At 66.2% G+C, this 16,698-nt stretch carries 12 protein-coding genes; all 12 read left to right on the forward strand.

What is annotated here, in order from left to right; translation table 11 throughout:
* The first annotated feature begins 50 nt into the window (after positions 1-50).
* Positions 51-2,525, forward strand: coding sequence for a phenylalanine--tRNA ligase subunit beta (gene pheT / locus GOOTI_RS02790; protein WP_007237037.1), 2,475 nt, complete (start codon positions 51-53; stop codon positions 2,523-2,525).
* Positions 2,526-2,647: 122 nt separating this feature from the next.
* Positions 2,648-3,685 (forward strand): N-acetyl-gamma-glutamyl-phosphate reductase, encoded by a 1,038-nt coding sequence (gene argC / locus GOOTI_RS02795; protein WP_007237038.1) that lies wholly within the window; start codon positions 2,648-2,650, stop codon positions 3,683-3,685.
* Positions 3,686-3,738: 53 nt separating this feature from the next.
* Positions 3,739-5,001, forward strand: a complete 1,263-nt coding sequence (gene argJ / locus GOOTI_RS02800; RefSeq protein WP_039993215.1) for a bifunctional glutamate N-acetyltransferase/amino-acid acetyltransferase ArgJ — start codon at positions 3,739-3,741, stop codon at positions 4,999-5,001.
* Positions 4,998-5,924, forward strand: coding sequence for an acetylglutamate kinase (argB, locus tag GOOTI_RS02805; protein ID WP_007237040.1), 927 nt, complete (start codon positions 4,998-5,000; stop codon positions 5,922-5,924). Before argJ ends, argB begins: the two co-directional genes overlap by 4 nt.
* Positions 5,921-7,108 carry an acetylornithine transaminase gene (locus GOOTI_RS02810; RefSeq protein WP_007237041.1) on the forward strand — a complete coding sequence of 396 codons (1,188 nt, stop codon included), beginning with the start codon at positions 5,921-5,923 and terminating at the stop codon, positions 7,106-7,108. Before argB ends, GOOTI_RS02810 begins: the two co-directional genes overlap by 4 nt.
* Positions 7,105-8,028, forward strand: coding sequence for an ornithine carbamoyltransferase (gene argF, locus GOOTI_RS02815; RefSeq protein ID WP_007237042.1), 924 nt, complete (start codon positions 7,105-7,107; stop codon positions 8,026-8,028). Before GOOTI_RS02810 ends, argF begins: the two co-directional genes overlap by 4 nt.
* Positions 8,025-8,594 carry an arginine repressor gene (locus GOOTI_RS02820; RefSeq protein WP_007237043.1) on the forward strand — a complete coding sequence of 190 codons (570 nt, stop codon included), beginning with the start codon at positions 8,025-8,027 and terminating at the stop codon, positions 8,592-8,594. Before argF ends, GOOTI_RS02820 begins: the two co-directional genes overlap by 4 nt.
* A 137-nt stretch (positions 8,595-8,731) precedes the next feature.
* A complete protein-coding gene (locus GOOTI_RS02825; protein ID WP_007237044.1) occupies positions 8,732-9,934 on the forward strand; it encodes an argininosuccinate synthase in 1,203 nt (400 codons plus the stop codon).
* On the forward strand, positions 9,927-11,366 hold the full coding sequence (gene argH / locus GOOTI_RS02830; protein WP_007237045.1) for an argininosuccinate lyase: 1,440 nt from the start codon (positions 9,927-9,929) through the stop codon (positions 11,364-11,366). The genes GOOTI_RS02825 and argH overlap by 8 nt, the downstream gene beginning before the upstream one ends.
* A 154-nt stretch (positions 11,367-11,520) precedes the next feature.
* Entirely contained in the window at positions 11,521-14,607 is a 3,087-nt protein-coding gene (locus tag GOOTI_RS02835; protein ID WP_007237046.1) for an AMP-binding protein, read from the forward strand.
* A gap of 134 nt (positions 14,608-14,741) precedes the next feature.
* Positions 14,742-14,954, forward strand: a complete 213-nt coding sequence (locus GOOTI_RS02840) for a Trm112 family protein (protein ID WP_007237047.1) — start codon at positions 14,742-14,744, stop codon at positions 14,952-14,954.
* A 69-nt stretch (positions 14,955-15,023) separates the two neighbouring features.
* Positions 15,024-16,325, forward strand: a complete 1,302-nt coding sequence (gene tyrS / locus GOOTI_RS02845) for a tyrosine--tRNA ligase (protein WP_007237048.1) — start codon at positions 15,024-15,026, stop codon at positions 16,323-16,325.
* The last annotated feature ends 373 nt before the right edge of the window (positions 16,326-16,698 follow it).

Below are 16,698 nucleotides of genomic sequence, written 5' to 3' on the forward strand. Positions count from 1 at the left end.
GCCACACGTCCTTCCCGTGATTCGATTCCATGAAAGAAGTTGATTGACCGATGCGTGCACCGCAGTCCTGGTACACCGAGGTCCTCCGGGCGTCAGACCCGAACTGGTCGGCCAGTACGGAGGAGATCGATGCGGCTTTCGTCCGCGTCGGCTTCGAGATCGAAGACATCGACCCGTTTCCAGTGATCACCGGACCGCTGGTGATCGGGCGTGTCGACCACATCGAGGAGCTGACCGGGTTCAAGAAGCCGATTCGTTTCTGCCAGGTCGACGTGGGCGAGTCCGAGCCCCGCGGAATCGTCTGTGGGGCAAGAAACTTCGCCGAGGGTGACCTCATCGTCGCCGCGCTTCCCGGCACCGTACTGCCGGGCCCGTTCGAAATCGCCTCGCGCAAGACCTACGGGCACATCTCCGACGGCATGATCTGCTCGGTGTCCGAGTTGGGAATCGGCACCGACCACAGCGGCATTCTCGTGCTGGCTCCTGGCACCGCCGAGCCGGGCGCCGACGCTCGTGCCGTGCTCGGACTCGACGACGCCGCGATCGACGTCAACGTCACCCCCGACCGTGGATACGCATTCTCCATCCGAGGCCTCGGTCGCGAATTGGCGAGCAGCTTCGCCCTGCCCTTCGTCGACCCGGGAACCTCGGTCGCCACTGTCGCGGTCTCGGGAGGGCAGCCGTGGCCGGTGGCGATCGACAAGGATTCGGGCGCAACCAGGTACACCGCACGCCTGATCGATGGGGTCGATCCGACGGCGGTGTCGCCGTGGTGGATGCAGAAGCGCCTCATGGTCGCCAGGGTTCGCCCGATCTCAGCGATCGTCGACGTCACCAACTACGTGATGCTCGAACTCGGACAGCCTCTCCACGCGTTCGACGCCGACAAGGTGTCCGGAACGATCGTCGTGCGCAACGCGCGGGCAGGGGAGAAGCTGACGACCCTCGACGGGGTCGCCCGCGACCTCGACCCCGAGGACGTCGTCATCGCCGACGACAGCGGGCCCATCGCACTTGCCGGAGTCATGGGTGGCGAGAGCACCGAGGTCGGTCCGACGACGACTCGTGTCCTGCTCGAATCGGCGACCTTCGACCAGGTGCGCGTGTTCCGGACGGGTAAGCGGCACAAACTCACCTCCGAGGCGAGCAAGAGGTTCGAGCGCATCGTCGATCCCGAGATCACCGCTGCCGCTTCTGATCGTGGAACGGGGCTGATCGTCGAGCTCGCCGGTGGCGCGGCTACGTCGCCACTCTCCGAGGAGCGGCTCGTGGTCGCGGAGATCGCTCCGATCGTGATCGCCGCCGACGAGCCCGATCGCACCGCAGGCGTGACCTACCCGGAGGGCACCACCGCCGCCCGGCTGGTCGAGGTCGGGTGCACGGTCACCGGCACCGACCCGCTGGCCGTCACGCCTCCGTCGTGGCGACCGGATCTGCGTCAGCGCGCCGACCTCGTCGAAGAAGTCTTGCGACTCGAAGGCCTCGAAGACATTCCGGCCGTTCTCCCGTCGGCTCCGGGCGGACGTGGGCTGACGCCGAGCCAACGTCGGCGGCGCAGCATCGGACGCACGCTCGCACTCGACGGCTACGTCGAGGTTCTGCCCTTCCCGTTCATGCCTGCGGGCGTTCTCGACCTCTGGGACCTGCCGTCCGACGACCCGCGCCGCCGGACGGTGAAGGTGCTCAACCCGCTCGAGTCCGATCGGCCTGAGCTGAACACCACTCTGCTGCCGGGGCTGTTGGAAATGGTGGGCCGCAACATCGCCCGCGGTCAACGGGATCTCTCGCTCTACACCGTCGGCCAGGTGGTCCTCGCGACCGAGCGGATGCGCCCGGTCGCCGAGTTGGATGTCACCAGACGTCCGACAGACGAACAGATCGCCGAGCTCGACGATTCGCTTCCGGTTCAGCCGCTGCACGTGGCTGTCGCGCTGACAGGTGTGCGCGACCCCGCCGGCCCGTGGGGCCCCGGCCGTCACGCCGACTACCTAGACGCCTTCGAGGCTGCCCGCGAGATCGGTACCGCCTCGGGTGTCGAGGTCACGCTGGTCTCCGACGCCTATGCCCCGTGGCATCCCGGGCGCTGTGCGGCGGTCGTCGTCGACGGGCGAGTCGTGGGGCACGCAGGCGAGCTGCATCCGGCTGTGCTCGAGCGAGTCGGTCTACCCAAGCGGACATGCGCCGTGGAGATCGACGTCGATGCGCTACCGCTCGACGTCGCACTGCCGGCGCCGCACATCTCGGTGTTCCCGGCCGTATTGCAGGACGTCGCAGTGGTGGTCTCCGACGAGGTGCCCGCTGCCGACGTCGAGGCACTGCTTCGCGAGGGCGCCGGCGAGCTCCTCGACTCGATCGAGCTCTTCGACGTGTTCACGGGCGCGCAGGTCGGCGACGGCAACAAGTCCTTGACGTTCGCGCTGACCTTCCGGGCCGACGACAGGACCCTCACCGAGGACGAGGCGACCGAGGCGAAGTTGGCGGCGGTTGCTCGGGCGTCGGAGGTGGTCGGCGCGCGTCTGCGCTGAGCGGCGCCGCTCGACGGCGCTGCGGCGTGCCCCGTCGCGTGCGACGATGTGGATGGTTGTAGCGCGCGACCCCTGGTAGGCCGGTGCTGTATTGATTTGCGCCGCCATGCATAATGATGTGTATGACGATCAGGGTGGCAGTGGCCGGCGCGAGTGGCTATGCGGGTGGAGAGGTGCTCCGACTGTTGTGCGGGCATCCCCGCCTCCGGTCGGGCGACCTGGAGATCGGTTCGTTGACCGCGGGTGGCAATGCGGGCACGCTCCTCGGAGCGCATCACCCCAACCTGTTGCCGCTGGCCGAGCGTGAACTCGAGGAGACAACGCCCGAGGTTCTCGCCGGTCACGACGTCGTGTTCCTCGCGCTGCCACACGGAACGTCGGCACAGATCGCCGATGCGCTCCCGCCGACCACGCTGATCATCGACTGCGGTGCCGACTTCAGGCTTCGCGACGCCGAGGACTGGGTCGCCTATTACGGCGGTGACCATGCCGGCACCTGGCCGTACGGACTCCCCGAGATCCCCGGCAACCGTGAGGTCCTGCGGAATGCGAGCCGGATCGCGGTGCCCGGGTGCTATCCGACGGTCTCGATTCTGTCGCTTCTTCCCGCACTGGCCGCTGGCCTGGTCGAGCCTCACGTGACCGTTGTCGCGGTGAGCGGGACCTCAGGCGCCGGACGCGCAGCGAAGGTCGACCTGCTCGCATCGGAGGTCATCGGTTCTGCCCGCGCTTACGGCGTCGGTGGGTCGCATCGACACACCCCGGAGATCGCACAGGCACTGTCGGCGGCGGCCGACCAGCCGGTGTCGGTGTCGTTCACGCCGGTCCTCGTCCCGATGTCGCGCGGGATTCTCGCGACCTGCACGGCACGCACCACCGCACCAGCCGCGGATGTTCGCGCGGTGTACGAGAAGGCATACGCAGACGAACAATTCGTCTACCTGCTGCCCGAGGGTCGACTCCCGGCGACGGGTTCGGTGATGGGCTCGAATGCCGTGCAGCTCGCTGTCACCGTCGATGAGCGAGCGGGCACGCTCGTTGCAGTCGGCGCGATCGACAACCTCGCCAAGGGCACCGGCGGCGCAGCGGTCCAGTCGATGAATCTCGCACTCGACTGGGACGAGGCTGAAGGACTGAGCACCGTGGGAGTCGCACCGTGAGCACGAACAGCAAGTCGACGAACAGCAACTCGACCAACGACGAGTCGGCCGACATCACTTCCGCCGACATCACTTCAGCCGACACAGACGACCGGATCACAGGTGGCGCGCCCGCAACGGGGCCGCGACTCGTCCGCAATCAGGGTGTGACGGCGCCGCTCGGATTCCGGGCGGCCGGAATCGCCGCCGGCATCAAGGCATCCGGGGCTGCCGACCTCGCGCTGGTCTTCAACGAGGGGCCCGACTACGCGGCGGCGGGCGTCTTCACCCGCAACCAGGTCAAGGCGGCTCCGGTGCTCTGGAGCAAGCAGGTTCTCACCACCGGCCGTCTGCGTGCGGTCATCCTCAATTCCGGAGGCGCCAACGCCTGCACCGGCCCGCTCGGTTTCCAGGACACGCACACGACGGCGGAGGCTGTCGCGGAGGCGCTGAGCAACTGGGGAACCGAAACCGGAGCGGTTGAGGTCGCGGTGTGCTCGACCGGACTCATCGGCGACCGCCTGCCGATGGACAAGATCCGTGCAGGTGTCGTCGAGATCGTGCAGGACATGGGCGGCGGTTTGTCGGGCGGCACCGACGCCGCCTACGCGATCATGACGACCGACACCGTGCCCAAACAGGTTGCGCTCCACCACCCTCATGGCTGGAACATCGGGGGTATGGCGAAGGGTGCGGGCATGATGGCGCCTTCACTGGCGACGATGCTCTGCGTCCTCACCACGGATGCGCGTGCCAGCGCCGAGCAACTCGACCTCGCCCTGCGGCGCGCGACGTCGAAGACGTTCGACAGACTCGACATCGACGGTTCGACGTCGACGAACGACACGGTGCTGTTACTCAGCTCCGGCGCCAGCCAGATCCCCGTCGACCAGACAGAACTCGACGCCGCGGTGCTCGCCGTCTGCGACGATCTCGCCGCTCAGTTGATGGCCGACGCCGAGGGTGTCACCAAACGCATCGTCATCACGGTGACCGGTGCCGCGACCGAGGACGACGCGATAGCCGTCGCTCGGACCATTGCGCGTGACAGCCTCGTCAAGACAGCACTCTTCGGCTCCGACGCCAACTGGGGACGTGTGCTCGCCGCAGCGGGGATCGCGCCGGTCACCATCGACCCTGATCGGATCGCTGTGTCGTTCAACGGCCAAGCCGTGTGCGTCAACGGAACCGGTGTCGACGGTGCGCGCGACGTCGACCTCTCCGGCCCCGAGGTCGCCGTCCTCGTCGACCTCGGACTCGGCGTCGAGAGCGGGAGCATTCGAACCACCGATCTCTCGCACGCCTATGTCGAAGAGAACTCGGCGTATTCCTCATGACATCGACACACTCGATCGGCGGTATCGAGAGAGCCGCAATCCTCGCCGAGTCGCTGCCTGCCCTGCAGGCGATGCACGGTGCCACCGTCGTCGTGAAGTACGGCGGCAACGCGATGATCGACGACGAACTCAAACGAGCCTTCGCCGCCGACATCGTCTATCTCCGAGCGTGCGGGATGCACCCGATCGTGGTTCACGGTGGGGGACCGCAGATCTCGGCCATGTTGTCGCGTCTCGGACTGTCCGGCGAGTTCCGTGGAGGCTTCCGGGTGACCACACCCGAGGTGATGGATGTCGCCCGGATGGTTCTGTTCGGTCAGGTCGGCCGCGAACTCGTCGGACTGATCAACGCGCACGGCCCGTATGCCGTGGGCCTCACCGGCGAGGACGCCCATCTGTTCACGGCAACGCGGCGCACGGTGCTCGTCGACGGGGTCGCGACCGACATCGGTCTGGTCGGCGACATCACCTCGGTCAACACCTCCGCTGTCCTCGATCTCGTCGGCGCGGGGCGTATTCCGGTCGTCTCGACGATCGCGCCCGACCGCGACGGCGTCGTCCACAACATCAACGCCGACACGGCTGCGGGGGCGCTCGCCGAAGCGCTGGGCGCGAACCGACTGGTGATGCTCACCGACGTCGAAGGCCTCTACACCGACTGGCCTGACCGTTCCTCACTCGTGTCGCAGATCTCCACCGACGCCCTGGCCGAACTGCTTCCGAGCCTCGACTCCGGCATGGTTCCCAAGATGGAGGCGTGCCTACGCGCCGTCGACGGTGGAGTGGGTCGTGCACACGTCATCGACGGCCGTGTGCCGCACGCCGTGTTGGCTGAACTGCTGACCGAGGCACGTGCGGGAACGACGGTTGTCGCCCCCGAAAGTCTGTCTCCCACAACGATAGATGGAGCGTCACACTCATGACCGGACCATGGCAGCAGCGGTGGTCGACCGCCCTCATGAAGAACTACGGCACGCCGCCCATCGCGCTCACCAGAGGTGATGGCGCCTACGTCTGGGATGCCGACGGCAACCGCTACCTCGACCTGCTCGGCGGTATCGCGGTCAACGCGTTGGGACATGCGCATCCCGCAATCGTCGCCGCCGTGACCGAGCAGCTCGAGACCCTGGGCCACGTGTCGAACCTGTACATCAATCCGCGCGTGGTCGAGTTGGCGGAACGGCTGTTGGACAAGTTCGGGCAGCCCGGACGGGTCTTCTTCTGCAACTCGGGTACCGAGGCCAATGAGGCGGCGTTCAAACTCGCCAGGCGCACCGGGCGGCCACAGATCATCGCTGCGGAGAAGGCGTTCCACGGTCGCACTATGGGTGCGCTGGCAATGACGGGGCAGCCCGGCAAGCGCGAACCGTTCGAGCCGATGCCCGCGGGCGTCGACTTCGTGCCGTACGGCGACCTCGACGCGCTGACCGCCGCAGTATCATCGCAGACCGCAGCGGTCATCCTCGAGCCGATCCTCGGCGAGGCCGGGGTGGTCGTTCCGCCGGCCGACTACCTCGCGCACGCCCGCACTCTCACCGCCGAACACGGTGCACTGCTCATCCTCGACGAGGTACAGACCGGAATCGGCCGGACCGGAACGTTTTTCGCGCATCAGGCTGCCGGGGTGGTTCCCGACGTCATGACGCTCGCCAAGGGACTCGGCGGCGGACTGCCCATCGGGGCGTGTATCGCCACCGGTCAGGCAGCGGACCTGTTCACAGCGGGACAACACGGTACGACGTTCGGTGGCAATCCGGTGTCGGCGGCAGCAGCGCTCGCGGTTCTCGACACGCTCGATCGTGACGACCTCGTCGAACACGTTGCCGCGGTGGGCAAATCGATAGCCACGGGCATCGAAGACCTCGACCATCCGCTCATCTCCCACGTTCGTGGATCGGGTCTGTTGCTCGGCGTCGTATTGACCGCGCCGATCTCGGCGAAGGTCGAGGCGAGCGCCCGGGACAAGGGCTTCCTGATCAACGCGCCCGCACCTGACGTTTTGAGATTGGCGCCGCCACTCATCATCACCGAGGACCAGGCCCGCGATTTCGTGGACGTACTACCCGAGATCCTCGACGCCGCAACCGACGAGAGCAGTGCACAGTGACACGCCATTTCCTCCGTGACGACGACCTCACCCCCGAGGAGCAGGCCGAGGTACTCGACCTCGCCGCCGAGGTGAAACGCCAACCGTTCGCCTACCGGCCCCTCGACGGGCCGCGCGGAGTGGGCGTAATCTTCGACAAGAACTCCACCAGGACGCGTTTCTCCTTCGAGATGGGTATCGCGCAAATGGGTGGTCACGCCGTCGTCGTCGACGGACGCACGACGCAGCTCGGTCGTGACGAGTCGCTCGAGGACACCGGTCGCGTGCTGTCGCGGTTCGTCGAGGCAGTGGTGTGGCGGACGTTCGGGCAGGAGCGCCTCGAAGCGATGGCCTCGACAGCGACGATCCCGATCGTCAACGCTCTCTCGGACCTGTTCCATCCGTGCCAGGTGCTCGCCGACCTGCAGACCATCGTCGAACGGAAGGGTCGCACCGCGGGACTGAAGATGACCTATCTCGGCGACGGTGCGAACAACATGGCGCACTCGTTGGCACTCGGCGGGGTGACGGCGGGCATGCACGTCACGATCAGCGCGCCCGACGGCTTCGCACCAGATCCCGAGGTCATCGCCGACGCGGAGAAGCGCGCAGCCATGACCGGCGGATCGGTCCGCCTCGACGCCGACCCGCAGACCGCGTCGCAGGGCGCCGACGTGCTGGTCACCGACACCTGGGTCTCGATGGGACAGGAGGACGACGGCAAGGATCGTCGAGCACCGTTCCGGCCGTATCAGATCAACTCCGAATTGCTGTCGGTCGCCGCGGCCGATCCGCTCGTCTTGCACTGTCTGCCCGCCCATCGCGGTGACGAGATCACCGACGAGGTCATCGACGGTCCGGCCAGCGCCGTGTTCGACGAGGCAGAGAACCGCCTGCACGCACAGAAGGCGCTGCTCATCTGGTTGTTGGGGAAACAATGACCACCGAAAGGCAGATCTCCACCCACAAGCAGACCCAGGTGGTCGATGACGCGGACACCGGTGGCCGGTCCGGTGACCAGTCGGACACCCGCCTCGCGAGCACCCGCGCCGGCCGGCACGCGCTCATCGTCGAGGTCCTCGGGTCGCATCAGGTCAGATCGCAGTCGGAACTGCAACAACTGCTCGCCGACAGGGGAGTCGACGCCACGCAGGCCACGTTGTCCCGTGACCTCGACGAACTGGGCGCCGTCAAGCTGCGCGCGGCCGATGGCGGTGTCGGCGTCTACGTCGTCCCCGAGGACGGAGCCCCCGTCCGCGGGGTCTTCGGGGGCACTGCACGACTGTCCCGGCTACTCAGCGACCTGCTGGTGTCGACCGACGCCAGTGGCAATCTCGCAGTCCTGCGTACCCCACCCGGGGCGGCGCACTATCTCGCCAGCGCGATCGATCGTGCCAGTCTTCCCGACGTCGTCGGCACGATCGCGGGCGACGACACGATCTTCGTGTGCGCGCGCGCACCCATCGACGGTGCAGAACTCGCACGACGAATCGAGGGTCTCGTGTGACGCCCGCTCCGGTGAACACCGGTGAGCGACGCCCGTGAGGCCCGTATCCCGACCGACAACCAGACCCCAGCCCGATCGCATCGGGCACGACATCCGATGATGGATGTCGAATCCACGACATAGGAGCACACACCACCATGGCGGAACGCGTCGTACTTGCATACTCCGGCGGCCTCGACACCTCGGTCGCTATCAGCTGGATCGGCAAGGAGACCGGTAAGGAGGTCGTCGCCGTGGCGCTCGACCTCGGACAGGGCGGCGAGGACATGGAGGTCGTTCGCCAGCGCGCGCTCGACTGCGGCGCCGTCGAGGCTGTTCTCGTCGACGCGCGCGACGAGTTCGCCGACGACTACTGCCTGCCCGCGATCACCTCGAACGCCCTCTACATGGACCGCTACCCGCTGGTGTCGGCCCTGTCGCGACCGTTGATCGCCAAGCATCTCGTCACCGCCGCACGCGATCACGGCGGCACCGTCGTCGCGCACGGCTGCACGGGTAAAGGCAACGACCAGGTCCGTTTCGAGGTCGGTTTCGCCTCGTTGGCACCCGATCTCCAGGTCATCGCGCCGGTGCGCGACTACGCGTGGACACGCGAGAAGGCGATCTCCTTCGCCGAGGAGAACGACATCCCGATCAACGTGACCAAGAAGTCGCCGTTCTCGATCGACCAGAACGTCTGGGGCCGCGCAGTCGAGACCGGCTTCCTCGAAGATCTGTGGAACGCGCCCACCAAGGATGTCTACAGCTACACCGAGGATCCGACGGTCAACTGGAATTCCCCCGACGAGGTCATCATCACCTTCGACAAGGGACGTCCGATCGCGATCGACGGGCGACCGGTGAGTGTGCTCGGTGCGATCGAGGAACTCAACCGTCGCGCGGGCGCTCAGGGCGTCGGTCGTCTCGATGTCGTCGAGGACCGCCTCGTCGGAATCAAGAGTCGGGAGATCTACGAGGCTCCCGGCGCGATGGTGCTGATCACCGCCCACGAAGAGCTCGAGCACGTCACCCTCGAGCGTGAACTCGGTCGGTTCAAGCGGCGCACCGATCAGAAGTGGGCCGAGCTGGTGTACGACGGTCTCTGGTTCTCGCCGCTCAAGCGCTCGCTCGACACCTTCGTCGACTCCACGCAGGAGCACGTCTCCGGTGAGATCCGACTCGTCCTGCACGGCGGCCACATCTCCGTGAACGGCCGCCGTAGCGGTGAGTCGCTGTACGACTTCAACCTCGCCACTTACGACGAGGGCGACAGCTTCGACCAGTCCGCTGCACGCGGATTCGTGGAACTGCACGGACTCTCGTCGAAGATCGCCGCGAAGCGGGACCTCCTCAGTGAGTGATCAGGGCGGCGGCGCTCCCGGAACCACCAACCAGGGATCGCTCTGGGGTGGCCGCTTCGCGTCGGGTCCGGCCGAGGCGATGGCGGCGCTGAGCAAGTCGACGCAATTCGACTGGGTGCTCGCACCGTTCGACATCCAGGCGTCGAAGGCCCATGCGCGTGTACTGAACCGTGCCGGTCTGCTCTCCGACGACGATCTGGCTGCCATGCTTTCCGGCCTCGGCCAGCTTGCGAGTGATGTCGCTGACGGAACCTTCCAGGCGGCAGAGTCCGACGAGGACGTACACGGCGCACTCGAGCGTGGGCTGATCGAACGCGTCGGAGCCGAACTCGGTGGCAGGTTGCGCGCTGGCCGGTCGCGAAACGACCAGGTCGCCACCCTGTTCCGCATGTGGTTGCGTGCTGCGATGCGCTCGGTCGCAACGGGTGTGCTCGACGTCGTCGAGGCGCTGACCGCTCAGGCGCGTGCACACCCGGACGCCGTCATGCCCGGCAAGACGCACCTGCAGGCCGCTCAACCCGTCCTGCTGGCGCACCAACTACTCGCGCACGCGCAGCCACTGATCCGCGACGTCGACCGTCTTGCCGACGCGGATCGTCGAACAGCGGTGTCGCCGTACGGCTCCGGCGCGTTGGCGGGGTCGTCACTCGGCCTCGATCCGGAAGCCATCGCCGCCGACCTCGGATTCGCTGCTGCAGCCGAGAACTCGATCGATGCGACGTCGGCCCGCGACTTCGCGGCTGAGGCGTCGTTCGTCTTCGCGATGATCGCCGTCGATCTGTCAAGGCTCGCGGAAGAGGTGATCCTCTGGAGCACAGCAGAATTCGGCTACGTGACGCTCGCCGATGCCTGGTCGACCGGTAGCTCGATCATGCCCCAGAAGAAGAACCCCGACGTCGCCGAGCTCACCCGCGGCAAAGCGGGCAGACTGATCGGGGACCTGACGGGCCTCCTGGCGACGTTGAAGGCGCAGCCGCTCGCCTACAACCGCGACCTACAGGAAGACAAGGAGCCTGTGTTCGACGCGGTCGCCCAGCTGCAGCTGCTGCTTCCCGCCATCGCCGGCATGGTCGCCACGTTGGAATTCCACGAGGATCGGATGGCCGAGCTCGCGCCGGCAGGATTCACACTGGCCACCGACATTGCTGAATGGCTTGTGCGCCAAGGCGTGCCCTTCCGTGTGGCCCACGAGGTCGCGGGCGCGTGCGTGCGTGAAGCGGAGAGCCGGGGTGTCGGGCTCGATGAGCTCGACGACGCTACGTTCGCTTCTATCGATCCGGCGCTCACACCGCAGGTGCGCGAGGTACTCACCGTCCGCGGGTCCATCGAATCGCGCGATGCCTACGGCGGTACCGCGCCGTCGCAGGTGCGTCGTCAACTCGACGTGCTCGAGCGCGAGATCCCGGCCTTGCGTTCCCGGTGGTCGCTGTGACGCTTGTTCGCCATGGTCGCTGTGATGTTCTGCTCACCATGGTCGCTGCGATCATCGCGTGAGCACGTCTGAGCATTAGGCGGTGTACCGTGCGAACGGACCGGACAAGTAGAGTGATGCACATCACCATCTGGTGTGGGGGAGGAGCTGGTTGATGGCGAGCGGCATTCCCGATGTGAAGGCGTTCGCCGAGCGCGTTCTCGCCACCGCACAGAACGGACTGGAGGTGCTCAGGTACGGCGGTCTGCAGACCGGTACAGAGCCTGCGCCGTTCACGGTGGTCGAGACCACGCGTATGTTCCGCCTCCGCCGCTACTTCCCGGACACGCCCGCGACCGGCCCCAACATCGTGCTCATTCCGCCGATGATGGTGTCGGCCAACGTCTATGACGTCACCGAGCACAACGGTGCGGTCTCGGTGCTCCATAGCAACGGCATCACGCCGTGGGTGATCGACTTCGGTTCTCCCGACCACGAAGAGGGCGGGATGGAACGCAATCTCGCCGACCATGTGGTCGCGGTGAGCCGCGCAGTCGACTGGATCATCGAATCCACCGGGCGAGATGTCCACGTGGGCGGCTACTCGCAGGGCGGGATGTTCGCCTACCAGGCCGCGGCATATCGGCGATCGCGTGGCGTGGCCAGTGTGATCACATTCGGCAGTCCCGTCGACGTTCTCGCGGCGCTACCACTCGGTCTTCCCGCAGCGCTGGTCGCGCCCGGTGCAGAAGTCCTCGCCGACAAGGTGTTTCCGCATCTGTGGGTGCCGAGTTGGTTGGCCCGTCTCGGGTTCCAGTTGCTCGATCCGGTGAAGACGGCACGGAGTCGACTCGACTTCCTTCGGCAGCTGCACGACCGCGACGCGCTTCTACCCCGAGAAGATCAGCGTCGTTTTCTCGAAGCGGAGGGGTGGGTCGCCTGGTCGGGCCCCGCGGTTGCCGAACTCCTGCGTCAGTTCGTCGCGCACAATCGCATGGTCTCGGGCGGCTTCGTGATCAACGGCGAATTGGTGACGCTCGCCGAGATCACGGCACCTGTGCTCGCATTCGTGGGAGAGATCGACGACATCGGGCAGCCGGTCGCGATCCGGGGTGTCGTCCGCGCTGCGCCGCGAGCCCGCGTCTACGAATCACGGCTACCGGTAGGACACTTCGGCCTCGTCGTGGGAAGTACGTCCGGTTCACGCACGTGGCCGACAACCGCGGCGTGGATCAACTGGCAGGAAGGGCTCGGACCCGAACCCGAGCAGATCGAACCGATGGAGGCGCCGATCGAGGGGAAGGGCACCGGGGTCGGACTGCTGTCCAGGATCACGCACGGCATCGGCTCGGTCGCCGATGCGGGTGCCGGTGCGTCGCGTGATCTGCTCGAGATGGCTGGTGCCGTACAACGGACGTCCCTCGCAGTCGCGCAGGAGTCGGTGCGTACCGTACCCCGGCTGTTTCGACTCGGGCAGATCCAGTCCGGTACGCGTATCTCGCTGGGCAAGCTGATGTCCGAGAACACCGACTGGGGCAGCGACCGCGAGGTGTTCTTGTTCGAGAACCGCGTACTGACCCACTCGCAGGTCGACACCCGCATCAACAACGTCGTTGCCGGCTTGGTGCAATGCGGAATCCGCCCCGGCGAGCACATCGGCGTGTTGATGGACACCCGCCCGAGCGCGCTGGTCGCGGTGGCCGCTTTGTCGCGGCTCGGCGCCGTGGCCGTGCTACTCGCCGGTGAGGGCGATGTGGGGGAGATGCTCCGACTCTCCGGCGCAAACGTCGTGATCTGCGACCCCGTGCACCTCGAGACGGCCACCGCACACAGCGATCGAGTCCTCGTGCTCGGCGGCGGCAGCGGTTCTGCTCGCGACATCGACGGCGCCGACGGTCAGACCATCATCGACATGGAGCAGATCGACCCCGACGTCGTGGAGATGCCCGCGTGGTACCGCCCGGACCCTGGGTTGGCGGGCGATCTCGCGTTCATTCTGTTCACGCGTTCGCGCGGCAAGCTCGCAGTCTGGCCGGTGACCAACCATCGGTTCGCGATGTCGGCATTCGGTGCCGCGTCTGCGGCCGGCCTGACCGACCGCGACACCGTGTACTGCATCCCGCCGCTCCATCATGCGTCCGGGTTGTTGACCACGCTCGGCGCGACCGCTGTCGGACGTTCCCGTATCGCGCTGTCCGAAGGTGTCGATCCGGCGAACTTCGCGACGGAGGTTCACCGATATGGCGTCACCGTGGTCTCCTACACGTGGTCGATGCTTCGAGAAGTATTGCACGACAACAACTCTCAGCTAAATGAGCACAACCCCATCCGGTTGTTCATGGGATCTGGACTGCCTGCTGGTCTCTGGGACGAGATCGGGGAGCGTTTTCCGCGGGCACGTGTCCTCGAGTTCTTCGCCACCGCAGATGGTTCAGCGATCCTCGCCAACGTCGCGGCCGACAAGGTCGGGTCGATGGGTCGGGCACTTCCCGAGACCAACGAGGTCGCCATCGCCGCCTACGATGTCGAGGCCGAGCGACTGGTGGTAGGCGACAGCGGGTTCGTGGAGCGAGCCGCGCAGGGCGAGGTCGGGTTGCTGCTCGCGCGCTCGCGACACAGATTCGACACCACCGCGACCGTCCTGAGGGACGTCTTCTCACCCAAGGATCGGTGGGAGGTGTCGGGGCATCTTTTTTATCGGGATTCCGACGACGACCTGTGGTTCATGGGTTCGGTCGACACCGTTGCGCACACTCCGGACGGACCTGTCTACCTGCCGCCGATCGCGCAATTGCTCTCCCGTATGCCCGGGGTCGACGAAGCTGTCGCCTACCGGCTCGGACGTCCGGGACACCAGATCGTCGTGGCTGCGGTGACGATGCGCTCCGACGTCGACTCGCTGACGGTCACCCAGCTTCGACTGGGTTTGGGGGCGCTGCCCGCGCATCGGCGCCCGCACCTGGTCCGGGTCGTGGACGAGATCCCCGTGTCCGAGTCGTACCGCCCGCAGGCGGCCGCGCTCGCCGCGCGCGGTGTGCCGAAACCCGGTGCGAGGGTCTGGTACCGCGACGCCGACGGCCGCTATCGCCGGTTCACCGCGACCGCGGCGGCAGGGCTGGAGTGGTTGCCGGACAAAGACGCATCGTCGAGTTCGGTCAGGTCGGCGAGTCATTCGTCGGCCGGGAACGGTCGTGTCGCGGGGAAACGCGCGTCCTCGGCGGCGACCACCGACGGGACTGGGGCCGCGACCGGAAGCCGCTGAGCCGTGCGACCCGGTGCCGGTCGGCTGAGCCAGCGCCTTGGCCTGCCCACTGCCGAAGACAACGATGAGCGTCGATAGGCTTGCGATGGTGCCCGGACGGCGCACCGAATTCTCGCAGAGAGGTATGCACCACGATGGGTTCTCGCGCGCAGTCACTGGATCCGCTCGTACGTGAACGCCTGGTGTGCCCGCAGGATCATGGCCCGTTGCTCGATGCGGGCGACGAACTCTACAACCCCCGCCTGCGTGTTGCCTACCGCATCGATGCCGATGGCATTCCGGTTATGTTGACCAGCGAAGCGCGGCCGGTCGACGACGCGGAGCACGAGCGGCTCACCGCCGGTTGATCAGTCAGGTCCGATCGGCAGGGGTCGGGTCGTCGACGCTCGTGCACGTGTGGATGACAAGATCGATGTGTGAGTACAGAGACCTCTGAAGACCGGATTTCCGGACTCGACATTCTCGACGATCTGCAGTGGCGAGGACTGATCGCACAATCCACCGACCTCGACGAGCTGCGGACGGCGGTCGACGAGGGCCCGGTCACGGTGTACGCCGGGTTCGACCCGACCGCCTCGAGTCTCCACGCCGGCCACCTCGTGCCGCTGTTGACGCTGCGACGTTTTCAGCTCGCAGGTCATCGCCCTATCGCGCTTGCCGGAGGTGCGACCGGGTTGATCGGCGATCCGCGCGATGTCGGGGAGCGGACCATGAACTCCGTCGACACGGTGAGTGGCTGGACGGGACGTATCGGTGACCAGCTGGCAAGTTTTCTGCGATTCGACGACAGCCAGAACAGTGCCCTATTGGTCAACAACATGGAGTGGACGGCAGGGCTCAGTGCGATCGAGTTCCTGCGCGACCTGGGCAAACACTTCTCGGTCAACGTCATGCTCGCGCGCGAGACGGTACGGCGACGCCTCGAGAGCGATGGCATCAGCTACACCGAGTTCAGCTACCTCCTCCTGCAGTCGAACGACTACCTCGAGCTGCATCGTCGCCACGGCTGCAGCCTGCAGGTCGGCGGATCTGATCAGTGGGGAAACATCGTCGGCGGCGTCGACCTGACCCGCAGGATCACCGGCGACACCGTACATGCGCTGACGGTCCCCCTCGTGACCTCGTCGGATGGCAAGAAGTTCGGCAAATCCACCGGCGGCGGCAGTCTGTGGCTCGATCCGGAGCTCACCAGCCCATATGCCTGGTACCAGTACTTCGTGAACACGTCCGACGCCGACGTCGTCCGCTACCTGAAGTGGTTCACCTTCCTCTCCCGCGACGAGATCACCGAGCTGGAGCGGGCCACGAGCGAGACACCGCATCTGCGTCTCGCCCAGAAGCGACTCGCTGCCGAGATGACCACACTGATCCACGGGGCTGCGAACACCCGCGCCGTCGAACTGGCCAGCCAGGCCTTGTTCGGTCGCGGCGAGCTGACCGAGCTCGACGAGTCGACGCTCGCCGCGGCGCTGGGGGAGACGACGGTCGCCGATTACAGCGGCGACGCGCCGACGATCATCGAACTGCTGGTGGACAGCGGACTCTCCGAGAGCAACAAAGCAGCGCGACGGGCCATCGGCGAGGGTGGCGCGTACGTCAACAACGTCAAGATCACCGACGCCGAGTGGCGGCCGACCTCAGAAGACCTGTTGCACGGCCGTTGGTTGGTCATCCGGCGTGGCAAGAAGAGTTTCGGTGGCGCGCGTTTGAGCCTCTGACCAGGCGATTTGACGCCCTGTTCCTACGTGTGTAACTTTCTTGTTGCACCGCAGCGAGCAAGACCCCGGGGCCAACAGGAACCGGGGGAAATGCAGTGTCCAGACCATGTAGTCTGGAACACGCGCTGCGGACCGGATCGCAAACACGCCGGCAACCACGGGTTGCAAGCGAGAAACCGGTCTGGTACGCTGGAAGAGTTGCTCCGGAGACGGGGTCAACACTTCGAAACACCAGCTTACTGGTAACGCTCCCTCATCGGAAGTAGTGCTGGTAGGTGTGTGTTCTTTGAGAACTCGATAGTGTATTGATGGATTGTCTGATGCCATATTTTATAGTGGCATCGGAGTTTTTGATGCCAGATTTTTGGATTGA

The sequence above is a fragment of the Gordonia otitidis NBRC 100426 genome, assembly GCF_000248075.1.
GTDB lineage: Bacteria > Actinomycetota > Actinomycetes > Mycobacteriales > Mycobacteriaceae > Gordonia > Gordonia otitidis.

What these genes read in the sequence shown, in the direction of transcription:
- pheT (WP_007237037.1), top strand. Translation starts at nt 51, where the DNA reads ATGCGTGCACCGCAGTCCTGGTACACCGAGGTCCTCCGGGCGTCAGAC.
- argC (WP_007237038.1), top strand. Translation starts at nt 2,648, where the DNA reads ATGACGATCAGGGTGGCAGTGGCCGGCGCGAGTGGCTATGCGGGTGGA.
- argB (WP_007237040.1), top strand. Translation starts at nt 4,998, where the DNA reads ATGACATCGACACACTCGATCGGCGGTATCGAGAGAGCCGCAATCCTC.
- GOOTI_RS02810 (WP_007237041.1), top strand. Translation starts at nt 5,921, where the DNA reads ATGACCGGACCATGGCAGCAGCGGTGGTCGACCGCCCTCATGAAGAAC.
- GOOTI_RS02820 (WP_007237043.1), top strand. Translation starts at nt 8,025, where the DNA reads ATGACCACCGAAAGGCAGATCTCCACCCACAAGCAGACCCAGGTGGTC.
- GOOTI_RS02825 (WP_007237044.1), top strand. Translation starts at nt 8,732, where the DNA reads ATGGCGGAACGCGTCGTACTTGCATACTCCGGCGGCCTCGACACCTCG.
- GOOTI_RS02835 (WP_007237046.1), top strand. Translation starts at nt 11,521, where the DNA reads ATGGCGAGCGGCATTCCCGATGTGAAGGCGTTCGCCGAGCGCGTTCTC.
- GOOTI_RS02840 (WP_007237047.1), top strand. Translation starts at nt 14,742, where the DNA reads ATGGGTTCTCGCGCGCAGTCACTGGATCCGCTCGTACGTGAACGCCTG.